The organism is Streptomyces sp. NBC_00045, from assembly GCF_045041095.1.
Lineage (GTDB): Bacteria > Actinomycetota > Actinomycetes > Streptomycetales > Streptomycetaceae > Streptomyces.
Map to the genome: position 1 here is coordinate 7,772,281 of NZ_CP108271.1, position 11,264 is coordinate 7,783,544.

General features: G+C 72.4%; 6 protein-coding genes. 2 read left to right on the forward strand and 4 right to left on the reverse strand.

Annotation, left to right across the window (positions count from 1 at the left end; translation table 11 throughout):
* Positions 1-520 precede the first annotated feature (520 nt).
* The gene (locus tag OHA65_RS35870) at positions 521-1,414 is read left to right on the forward strand and encodes a LysR family transcriptional regulator (RefSeq protein WP_327280289.1); all 894 of its coding nucleotides are present in this window, start codon (positions 521-523) and stop codon (positions 1,412-1,414) included.
* Positions 1,415-1,524: 110 nt separating this feature from the next.
* Entirely contained in the window at positions 1,525-2,787 is a 1,263-nt protein-coding gene (locus OHA65_RS35875; protein ID WP_405763316.1) for a putative Ig domain-containing protein, read from the forward strand.
* 29 nt (positions 2,788-2,816) lie between these two features.
* Here the strand turns inward: OHA65_RS35875 and OHA65_RS35880 are convergent, their stop codons facing one another.
* The 4 genes from OHA65_RS35880 to OHA65_RS35895 all read right to left on the reverse strand — a co-directional run bounded on the left by OHA65_RS35880 (position 2,817) and on the right by OHA65_RS35895 (position 11,139).
* The gene (locus tag OHA65_RS35880; protein WP_405763317.1) at positions 2,817-7,064 is read right to left on the reverse strand and encodes a molybdopterin-dependent oxidoreductase; all 4,248 of its coding nucleotides are present in this window, start codon (positions 7,062-7,064) and stop codon (positions 2,817-2,819) included.
* Positions 7,065-7,296: 232 nt separating this feature from the next.
* Positions 7,297-8,430, reverse strand: coding sequence for a substrate-binding domain-containing protein (locus OHA65_RS35885; RefSeq protein ID WP_405758651.1), 1,134 nt, complete (start codon positions 8,428-8,430; stop codon positions 7,297-7,299).
* A 34-nt stretch (positions 8,431-8,464) separates the two neighbouring features.
* Complete coding sequence (locus tag OHA65_RS35890; protein WP_405763319.1) at positions 8,465-9,580, reverse strand: ABC transporter permease; 1,116 nt, start codon at positions 9,578-9,580, stop codon at positions 8,465-8,467.
* The gene (locus OHA65_RS35895) at positions 9,577-11,139 is read right to left on the reverse strand and encodes a sugar ABC transporter ATP-binding protein (protein WP_405763321.1); all 1,563 of its coding nucleotides are present in this window, start codon (positions 11,137-11,139) and stop codon (positions 9,577-9,579) included. Before OHA65_RS35895 ends, OHA65_RS35890 begins: the two co-directional genes overlap by 4 nt.
* Positions 11,140-11,264: the final 125 nt, after the last annotated feature.

An 11,264-nucleotide genomic window follows, 5' to 3' on the forward strand; every position in this document is an offset into this window, starting at 1 on the left:
CGGGCAGGCCGGGGCACAGGAGCGAGCCGACGCACAGCGGCGGGCGGGGACACATGGGTGAGCGGGGGTACGGGGGCGAGCAGGGGCACGGGGAAGTTCGGGGCACACGGGTGAGCGGGGCAGCGGGGGAATGCGCGGGCAGCTCCCCGCCGTGCAGGTGGCCGGGCGACCCGCCTGGGTGGGGCGGGCTTGAACATTGGTCAATTCCCCTGGCGCCGGGATGCATCGTGCGGTGGCCGTGCTGCACTGTCAACGGTCATGCGGAGTAAGGTCCTTCACGTACCGGAGGGGCTCCCGGCGTCCAGGGCGTTCCCCTCGCGGGCTCCCGTCAGGCCGCCGACCTGCGGCGTTCCCCCGCCGGCCGGGGATCGCTGGAGCAGGGGCCGGCGCACGAAAGGGTCCGGGGCTCATGCCCGGCCGGTATGCCTCGACACCCTCCGGGCATGAACAGCGGCTCGAATTCGCGCAGTTGTTCACCACGACCCTTACGGGGTCAACCTCGCACGGTTACCGTCCGGTCATGACCCCCACACTCGCGCAGCTTCGTTATCTCGTCGCCGTCGCGGACTGCGGTTCCATCACCGGCGCGGCGGCCTCGGTCTTCGTTGCCCAGTCCGCCCTGTCCCGGGCCGTCCAGGCCATGGAGCGCGATCTCGGCATCGAGCTCCTCGCCCGTCGCGGCAGGGGGGTGGACCTCACCCCGGAGGGCGCCCGGGTGGTCCGGCTGGCCCGTACCGTACTGGACGCGGTGGACGCCATCGACGACATCGGGGTCCCGCACGGCAAGGGCGGACGGACCACCCTCACCCTGGTCACCACCCCCACCCTGGCCCTCGACCTGGCCTCCGAACTGGTCCCGGCCTACACCGCACGCCATCCCGGCGTGCACGTACGGCTCCACCAGCACGACGGTCGGGAGTCCCTGGTGCAGGAACTCCTGGACGGAACCTCCGAGTTGGCCCTGGTCGACCTGCCGGTGGACAAGGAGCTGACCACCCACCACATCCAGGAGCGCGAAGTGGTGCTGGTCTCGCCCCTCGGCGCCAGGCTGCCCGACCCCCTGCCGTTCCGGGTGCTCGACGGCCTGCCGATGGTGCTGCCCACCCCGGGCACCGGGCGGCGCACCGAGATGGAGGCCATGTTCAGCTGCCTCGGCGTGCGGCCCCTGCCCGCGTTCGAGGTCGACGAGCGGCTCGCCTGGGTCACCGGCGTGACCGACGGCCGGGGCTCCCTGATCTGGTACCGGGACGTGGTGCTGCGGGCCTTCGGCAGCCGCGCCGAGATCCGCTCCTTCACCCCTCCGCTCCTGCGCCCGGTGGGCATCGCGCACGCGCGCCGACCGCTGAGCCGGGCCGCCCGGGCGTTCATCGCGCACGCCCGGCACAAGGCCCCGGTCCGGGAGCCGGCGCGCTGACCGGAAGGCGCACCCTTTCGGCCAGCAATGCCGACCGGGCATTGAACGATGCTCAAACGGAGGTGGGTTGGGCCTGGCGACACCATCTGATGTGCCCTCACATGGTGCGCATGCCTCGACTCCACACACCCCCATGGGCCGCCGCCCTCGCGACCGCGGCCCTCGCCACCCTGCTGCCGGCCACCGCCTGGATGGCCACCGCCGGCGCCGCCACCGGGGGAGCCGTCCCCCGAGCGGCCGCCGTAGCTCCGGCGGCCGCTCCGGAGCGCAAGTGCACGCTGCCCGGTGGCATGGCCGAGCTGAGCGGGCTCGCGATGAGCCGCAAGCATCCGGGCGTCTTCTACGCCGTCAACGACAGCGGCAACACCAGCCAGGTCTTCGCCATCGACTGCACCGGCGCCACCGGCCGGATCAAGGCCACCTACACCCTGTCCGGCGTCGGCAACACCGACTGGGAGGGGCTCGCGATCGGCAAGGACGCGGCAGGCCTCCCGGTGATCCTGGTGGGCGACATCGGGGACAACTTCAGCGGCCGCGCCGAGATCGTCGTGCAGGCCTTCACCGAGCCCGACCAGCTCGCCGACGCCGCAGTGACCCCGGTGAGCTACAGGTTCGCCTACCCCGACGGCCGGCACGACGCCGAATCCCTGCTCGCCGATCCGGTCACCGGCCGGCTGTACGTCGCGAGCAAACTGATCGGCGCGACGGGGCGGTTGTACGGGGCCCCGCTGCCGCCGCAGACCGATCGGGTCAACACCCTCACCGCCGTCCGCTCCGGCCCGGTCTTCGCGACCGACGGAGCCTTCTCCCCGTCGGGTGCTTCGTACACCCTGCGCAGTGGCGGCCCGCTGGGTGCGAACACGGCTTCCGTGTACGACGCCGCCGGGACCAAGCTCGCTGACGTGGCCCTGCCCGCGCAGCCGCAGGGTGAGACGGTGACGTACTTCGACTGCACCAGCCTGCTCGTCGGGTCGGAGAGCGACACGCAGATCTGGCGGGTCCCGCTGCCGCCGGAGGCCACCCCGGGCTGCGACGGCACGCCGACCCCCACACCCACCCCGACTTCCACGCCCACGCCCACGCCCACGCCCACGCCGACCCCGTCTCCCGGTGACCTGAAGCTCGCGAACCCCGGCCCCCAGACCTGCAAGTTCAACCAGCCCTGCACCATCCAACTCACCGCCACCGGAGGCAAACCAGCCCTGCACTACACCGCCACCGCACTCCCCTACGGCCTCACCATCGACCCCAACACCGGCCGCATCACCGGCAAACCATGGAGCAACGGCACCACCCAGATCAACGCAACCGCCACCGACACCACCCACACCACCGCCACCACCACCTTCCCCCTCACCGTCAACTGGTTCTGAACCGCAGCCCCGCGAGGCGTCCGTCAGTATCAGTACACGTCGCGGGCGTACCGCTTCTCGGCGGAGAGCTGCTTCAGGTACGCGGCGGCCTCGTCCTCGGTCAGGCCGCCGTGGGCCATGGCCGCGTCGCGCAGTGCCCGGTCCACGTCCTTGGCCATCCGGCTCGCGTCGCCGCACACGTAGAAGTGGGCGCCGTCCTGGAGCCAGGACCACAGCTGGGCTCCGTGTTCGCGCATCCGGTCCTGGACGTACACCTTGGTCCGCTGGTCACGGGAGAAGGCCAGGTCGAGGCGGCTGAGCGTGCCGTGCCGGTGGAGTTCCTCCAGCTCCTCGCGGTAGTAGAAATCGGTGGCGCGGCGCTGTTCTCCGAAGAACAGCCAGTTGCGGCCGTGGTGGCCGAGTGCGCGGCGGTGTTCGAGGAACCCCAAGAACGGCGCGACGCCCGTGCCCGGCCCCACCATCACGGCCGGTGCGTCCGGGTCGGCGGGCGGCCGGAAGTGTGCCGCGCGCTGGACGAACAGCGGTACGGGGCAACCCGGTTCGGCATCGGCGAGGAAGGTGGAGGCCACGCCCTTGCGGTGGTGGCGCCGCGGGCCCTCGTAGCGCAGGACCGAGACGGTCAGGCTGACCTCGCGCGGGTTGACGAGGGGGCTGGAGGATATGGAGTAGAGGCGAGGCTGGAGGCGCTTGAGGCGCTCGGCCCACTCCTGGGCGCTGAGGCGGACCGGGAACTCGGCCAGGACGTCCACGGGCTGGCGCCCCCAGATCCACCGGGCGAGACCGTCCTTGTTGTCGGGGCGCGTCAGCTGCCTGAGCCGGCGGTCGCCGGTGTGCTCGGTGACGAAGCGCAGGAGGTCGGGCGTGACGCGGGTGATGTCCAGGTGCCGGTGCAGTGCACGGGCGAAGGGCATGGGGTCGTGCCCGGGCACGGCGACCTCGGCATCCGCGGCCAGACCGGTGGCGGCCAGCCATTCCGTCACCAGGTCGGGGCAGTTGACCGGCTGTACGCCGAGCGCGTCGCCCGCCTCGTACGCGGGGCCGTCCTCACCCAGGTCGAAGGTGAACCGGCGGACCTCCTTGGTGGCGCCGGGCAGGCTGAGGAGCCGGTTGCCGGACAGCCGGGCGGTGTGCGGCGAACCCTTGCCCGGTGCGGCTCGCGGCCGGGGCTCCTGCGCGGCAGCAGCCGGCTGCGGGTCGGCCGAGAGGGCGCCGCGGACCTGCTCCGGCCATCGGTCGGCCGCCTCCTCGTAGTCGGGCTCGCAGTCCACGCGGGGCAGGAGGCGCCGGGCTCCGAGTTCTTCCAGGCGCTGGTCGAGCCGGCGGCCGTGGCCGCAGAAGGCGTCGTACGAGGAGTCGCCGAGGGCGAGGACCGCGTACCGCACGTCCTGGAGCCGGGGTGCGTCGGCCGCGTCGAGGTCCTCCCAGAACGCAGCTCCGTTGTCCGGGGCGTCGCCGTCGCCGAAGGTGCTGGTGACGACCAGCAGGTCCGTGCCGGGGGTGAGGGAGGCGGGGAGGCGGTCGGCCATGCTGTGCACGGTCGCGGCAGTGCCGCCCTCGGACAGCGCGGCCGCGACGGAGGCGGCGAGCTCCTCGGCGTTGCCCGTCTGGGAAGCCCACAGGACCACGGTCTGGCGGGTCGGCGCGGCCGGTCCGGGGGGAGCGGGTGCCACGGCGGGTGCGGGTGCGAGCGCGGGTGTGGTGGCGAGGGCGGTCGCCGTACGCGAGTACGTGCCGGCGAGCACCCCGTCGACCCAGAGCGAGTGCTCGGCTTCGAAGGGTGCGCCCGCCGGGAGTAGCGGGACGTCCGTGGCGGGCGGGGTGGTGGCGAGCCCGGCGAGGAATCCGGCGAGGTACTGGCGCTCGCGGTCGGAGAAGGCGGGCGGGGTGTGCCCGTCGAGTCCGAACAGCGAGGTGAGGACGGCGACCGAGGGCGTCTTCCGGGCGGTCACGGGGTGCGCCACGGTCATCGCGGTACCGCCCGGGCCGGTCCCGTCGATCGAGGCGGCGCCAGGGCCGGCCCCCGATCCGGAACGCGTACCGGCTTCGGATGCGCCGGCCGCGGATGCGCCGGCGGGTGCGGTCACGGCGACCGGGACCCGGGTCCTGGCCAGTGTCACCGCGCACATCTTGAACTCCGGCTGGAAGGAGAGGGGGTCGACGGCGTCGTTGGTGACGGCGTTGACGCTGAGGTATTCGCCGAACAGGTCGTTCCAGTGGAACGGGGCGAAGCAGTTCCCGGGCCGGACCCGGTCGGTGACCACGGCCGGCAGCACCGCCCGGCCGCGCCGCGAAGCCACCTCCACCGCGTCGCCCTCCGCGATGCCGAGCGCTTCGGCGTCCTGCGGGTGGATCTCCACGAACGGCCCGGGGTTGAGCTTGTTCAGCTTGGCGACCTTGCCGGTCTTCGTCAGGGTGTGCCACTGGTGCTGGAGCCGGCCGGTGTTCAGGACGAACGGATAGTCGTCGTCGGGGAGTTCGGCGGCCTGGAGGTGCGGACGGGCGAAGAAGGAGGCCCGCCCGGAAGGCGTCGGGAAAACCAGCCTCGGCCGGCTGCCGTCCGGGCGCTCGACCAGGTTCTGGCTGACGCCGTCGTTGAGGTAGCGGACCGGGTTGCGGTCCGGTCCGCCCGGCGCGGCCGGCCATTGCACCGGGCCGGTGCGCAGCCGCTCGTACGTGACTCCGCGCAGGTCCCAGCCGGTCTTGGGGTTCCAAGCCCGGCGCAGCTCCTCGAACACCTCCTCGGCGCAGCCGTACGTGAAGGCCTCGGCGAATCCCATCGCGCAGGCGACGCGGGCGATGAGCTGCCAGTCGGGCAGGGCCTCGCCGGGCGGGTCGGCGGCCTCCCGGACCAGGGTGAGGTTGCGCTCGGAATTGATCAACACGCCGTCCGACTCGGCCCACAGGGTGGCGGGGAGCACGATGTCGGCGTAGGCGTTGGTCTCGGTCTCTGCGAACACGTCCTGGGTGATAACCAGTTCGGCGGTCTCCAGGGCCTTGATGACGGTACTGCGGTTGGCCACGGAGGCGACCGGGTTGGTGCAGATGATCCAGCACGCCCGTATCTCGCCGTCCGCCATCTTCTCGAACATGTCGACGGTGCCGCGTCCGACGTCGGTGCGCAGTGTGCCTTCCGCCAGGCCCCACAGCTCCTCGGTGAAGCGTCGGTCCTCGTCGACGAGGACCGAGCGCTGGCCGGGCAGTCCCGGCCCCATGTAGCCCATCTCCCGGCCGCCCATGGCGTTGGGCTGGCCGGTCAGCGAGAAGGGCCCGCTACCGGGACGGCAGATCGCCCCGGTGGCCAGGTGCAAGTTGACCAGGGCGTTGGTGTTCCAGGTGCCGTGGGTGGACTGGTTGAGGCCCATGGTCCAGCAGCTCATCCACTCGCCCGCCTCGCCGATCCAACGGGCGGCCGTACGGATGTCCGCCTCAGGGATGCCGGTGATCTCGGCGACCTTCGCGGGCGGGTAGTCCTCCAGGAAGGCGGGCATGTCCGCCCAGCCCTCGGTGTGTTCGGCGATGAAGGCCGGATCGGTCCAGCCGCCCTCGACCAGCAGGTGCAGCAGGCCGTTGAGGAGCGCCAGGTCGGTTCCCGGCCGTATCTGGAGGAACAGGTCCGCCTTGTCGGCGGTGGCGTTGCGCCGGGGGTCGACCACGATCAGCTTGGCGCCGGCGGACTTGACCCGCTCCATCATCCGCAGGAAGAGGACGGGGTGGCAGTCGGCCATGTTGGAGCCGATCACGAAGAAGGCGTCGGCCCGCTCGAAGTCCTCGTACGAGCCCGGCGGCCCGTCGGCGCCGAGCGAGAGCTTGTAACCGCTGCCGGCGCTCGCCATGCACAGCCGCGAGTTCGACTCGATCCGGTTCGTCCGCAAGAACCCCTTGGCCAGTTTGTTGGCCAGGTACTGGGCCTCCAGCGACATCTGGCCGGAGACGTAGAGGCTCAGCGCGTCGGGGCCGTGTGCGTCCAGGACGGCGCGCAGGCGCTCGGCCGTGCGGGTGATGGCCGCGTCCACGTCCACCGCGGTGGGCTCGGCGCCCCGCTCCTCCCGCACCAGGGCGGTAGCCAGCCGGCCGGGCGCGGCCAGCATGTCCGCGTGGGTGGCGCCCTTGGTGCACAGCCGCCCGGCATTGGCCGGGTGCTGCTTGTCGCCGCTGGCCTTGGTCACCGTACGGCGGCCGTCGCCGCCCCGGGCGATGTCCAGGACGATCCCGCAGCCGACGCCGCAGTACGAGCAGACCGTCCGTACGCGCCCGGTCGCCGCTTCCACCTCGGACACAGGAGACCCCCTCGGAGAACACCGGCCGACCCCCCAGATCACCGGGCGCCGCGGCCGTGTGCAGGTCGATCCCGTGCAGCCCAACGTAGAAAGTCCCTGTTGCGCACATGTGACGGGAGGTATTGCTCCGGGGTTACAAGGGGCTGCTCAGGTGCCCTCCCCGGCCGTGAGGTGAGCCTCTGCGTCTTCACGCCGTCACGCCGTCACGCCGTCACGCCGTCACGGCGCGCGGTCAGCCGTGCCAGATCTTCTCGTACGCCTGCTGGTAGCCCCGGGGGTCCCATGAGGTGTCCCCGGCGCTGTTCTCGCCCGTGGCGATGTGGACGGGGGCGACGTAGTCGCTGGCGGGCCGCCCGGCGAAGGCGCGGTTGAACTCGTCGACGATCTGCCAGCCCTGCTGCGAGAGGGGCTCCGGGACGGTGGCGGCCTGGTACTGCTTGCTGTTGATGCGTCGGAAGGCGGAGGGGTCACCGTCGCCGGCGCCGATGTTGTAGGGCGGTCCGGCGCCGGGCTTGCCGGCGGCGCGGAAGGCCGGGGCGGCATCGTCGAAGTAGAGGTCGTTGATGGCGACGGAGTACGTCCACTTCTTCCCGAGGCGGGACAGCAGCGAGGAGACCTCCTGGGGGGTGCGCCGGCTCGCGTCCGGGATCGGGATGTTCTTGTGCGCGAGGAGCTGCACGCCGGGACATGCGGCGAGCCGCTGCTCGATCAGCTTGGACTTCGTACCGGCGAACGGGATCGAGTCGTCCGTGAAGACGACGACCCCGGCGGCGCCGTCGGACCGGGCGATCACCCAGTCCGCACTGGCCTTCGCCACCTCCTCTACCTTCGTGGTGACGTTGGTGAACAGCCGCGGGTTCGTGCTCGGGCCCGGGGCGCTGACGGCATGCCAGCCGATGAGCGGGATGCCCGCGGCCTCGGCCCGGGCCACCTGCTGTGAGGTCAGCCGGGGATCGAAGCCGCCGATGACGATGCCCGAGGGCTTGAGGGTGACGGCCTGGCCGAGTGCCGCCTGGATACCGGCCGGGGTGCCTTCCCCGTCGATCACCCGGACGTTCCAGCCGATGGCCTGCGCCGCCTCCCGGACGCCCTTCGCCACGCCGGCGACCCCGGGGTTGGTCATGGTCTGCGCGACGTAGACGAGGGACTTGCCGGGTACGGCCGCGGGGCCGGTGGTGGGGCCGTTCCACGAGGTGTCGGGGCTCTCGGCCCGACGGACTGCCGCCTCGGCCTCCTGGAGGACGGCCGGGCAGCCGGCGGCCGTGGGGCCGGTGGCGTTCGACGCGCCGCCGCCCCCGCAGCCGGCGACGGCGGCCGCTGCCAGCAGGGCTGCGGCTGCGGGGGCGGTCTTGCGGTTCGGGTACACGGTGCTCCTGAGGCTGGTGTGCGCGGGGAGGTGGTCAGGGGGAGCCGTCGTCGGCCGCCGCGGCAGCCCGCTCCGCAGGTGGTCCGTCGGGCGGCACGGCGGCACCGGTGCGCAGCCGCCGGCGGGCCGAGTAGCCGGCCAGGCCGACCGCGATGAGCAGCGTGCCGCCGTTGAACAGCGGGGTGGCCCAGAACTCGGCGCCGAGCTGGCCGATCCCGGCGAGCCCCACGGCGAGCACGGTCACGGCTACGAGGGTTCCGACGGCGTTGGCGCGGCCCGGCTTGATCGCGGTCGAGCCGAGCAGGGCGCCGACGAACGCGGGCAGCAGGTAGTCCAGGCCGACGCTCGGATTGCCGATCTGCTGCTGCGCGGCGAGCAGCACTCCGGCGAAGCCGACGACCGTGCCCGAGGCGGAGAAGGCGTAGACGCAGTACCGGTGCGTGGGGATGCCGATCATGGCGGCGGCACGGGGGTTGGAGCCGATGACGTACAGGTACCGGCCGAACGGCAGCCGCTCCAGGACCAGCCACAGCACGACGACGAGGCCCAGGACGTAGAAGGCGGGCAGCGGCAGGCCCAGGAACCGGGAGTCGTAGATGCCGGTGAAGGCGGCCGGGAGACCGTCGGGGCCGGGCACGATCCGGCTCCCGTCGGTGATCCAGCCGGTGACGGCGTACATCATGCTGCCGGTGCCGAGCGTGGCGATGAAGGCGTCGATGCGGGCGAACTCGACGATGACGCCGTTCACGGCGCCGGCCAGTGTCCCGCCGAGGACGACCGTGAGGCAGGCGAGCGGCCAGGGCCAGCCCTCGTCGACGATGAGGTACAGCACCATGACGTGCGCCAGGCCCAGGCCGTAGCCGATGGACAGGTCGAACTTGCCGCCCGCGATGCAGATCGTCGCACCGAGCGCCATGACGGCCGTGATGGACTGGGTGGAGAGGATCGAGGAGACGTTGTCCCGGGTGGGGAAGGTGTCGGGCAGGGCGACGGAGAAGATCAGGAAGAGCAGGGCGGTGAGGGCCAGGAGGCCGTACCTGCCGAGGAAGTGCGCGTGCAGGTGGCCGGACCGGGCCCGGCGCGACGATTCGGTCGATGGGGGCGATGGGGACGAGGAGGGTGAGGAGGGCGAGGAGGACGAGGGGGTCACCGGACCTCCGTGCTTCCCGTGATCGCGGGCAGGGCCGAGGCGGTGCGGGTGAGCTCGGTGACGCTCAGGGCCTCGCCCGTCAGTTCGGCCACCACGCTCCCGCGCCCGAACACCAGCGCCCGGTGGCACACCTCGGCGACCTCCTCGAAATCGGTGGAGATGAGCAGGACCGCCAGGCCGGCGGCCAGCGCTTCGTCCAGGAGCCGGTGGATCGACGCCTTGGCGCCGACGTCCACGCCGGCCGTCGGCTCTTCGAGGATCAGCAGCCGCAGCTCCCCCCGGAGCCGGCGGCCGACCATGACCTTCTGTTGGTTGCCGCCGGACAGGGTGGCGATCGGCACCTCGCTGTCGTGGGGAACCACCGAGAACCGGTCGATCAGGGCGGTGGCCTCGGCTCGCTCGCGCCGCGGAGCGATCCAGTGCCAGGCCGGCACACCGGCTGCCCGGGGATTGGCCAGGAAGTTCTCCCGTACCGTCAGTTCCGCGGCGACGCCCTCCTCCTGCCGGTTGGCGGCCACGAATCCGACACCGCGGGCGAGGGCGGCGGCGACCGTGCGCGGACGGTACGGACGTCCTTCGAGCAGCGCCCGCCCGCCGAGCATCGGCAGGGCGCCAGCGAGGGCGCGGCCGAGGTGCATGTGCCCGGCCCCGGTCAGACCGACCATGCCGAGGAGCTCGCCCGGGCGCAGTTCTAGATCGACGGGTCCGGTGAGTGCAGTCGTCACGCCGTCGAGGCGCAGTACGGGCGGCCGGCGGGCGGGGCCCGTGGGAGCGGCCGCGGGGGCCGCCCGGCGGGCCGGCTCGTGGCCCACGATGTCGCGCACCAGACGGGCCGGGCCGTACGGGGCGAGCGGACCCCGGCTGACGATCTTCGCGTCGCGCAGCACGGCGAAGGCGTCGGCGACCTCGTACACCTCGTCGAGCCGGTGGCTGACGTACAGGATGCCGTGCCCACGGTCCCGCAAGCCGTGCAGGACGTCGAAGAGGCGCGCGCAGTCCGCGGCGGGCAGGGTGGCGGTCGGTTCGTCGAGGACGAACAGCCGGGCCCGCTTCGCCAGGCCGCGGGCGATGGCGACCAGCGAGCGTTCGGCCGGGGCGAGGTCGCCGACACGGGTGCCGGCGTCCAGGTGTCCGGCGACGGTCTCCAGCGCCTCGTCGCAGCGCTCCCGGGTCCGGCGCCAGGAGATCAGGCCGCCGCGGCGCGGATATCCGGTCCCCAGGGCGATGTTCTCGGCGACGGTCATCCAGTCGACCAGGCCGAGGTCCTGGTGGATGAAGGACATGCTGTGGGAGGCGGCCTCGGAGCCGAGCGGGTGCCCGGCCACGGTCACCTCGCCCTCGTCGGCGCGGTGGACTCCGGCGAGCACCTTGATGAGGGTGGACTTCCCGGCACCGTTGGGGCCGAGCAGGGCGAGGACGCTGCCGCCGTGGACGTCGAGGTCGACCGCGTCCAGGGCGACGGTGCCGCCGAACCGCTTGCCCAGACCGCGCATCCGGACCAGGGGTTCCGCACCGGAGCGCGGGGGCGGGCACTCGAAGCTGACGGGAGTGTCATGCACGGACTTCTCCGGGGCCGCCTGGGGACGTTCTTCCAGAAGCGATGAGGACACCGGTGATGCTACTGGGTGGTTTTGTACATATGGGCGATATGTCGCCTCCTGTGCCCCCGATGGTCGAGTCGAGC

Bases quoted from the DNA above. Each gene is read 5' to 3' on its own strand.
- OHA65_RS35875 (WP_405763316.1), top strand. From the start codon at position 1,525: ATGCCTCGACTCCACACACCCCCATGGGCCGCCGCCCTCGCGACCGCG.
- OHA65_RS35870 (WP_327280289.1), top strand. From the start codon at position 521: ATGACCCCCACACTCGCGCAGCTTCGTTATCTCGTCGCCGTCGCGGAC.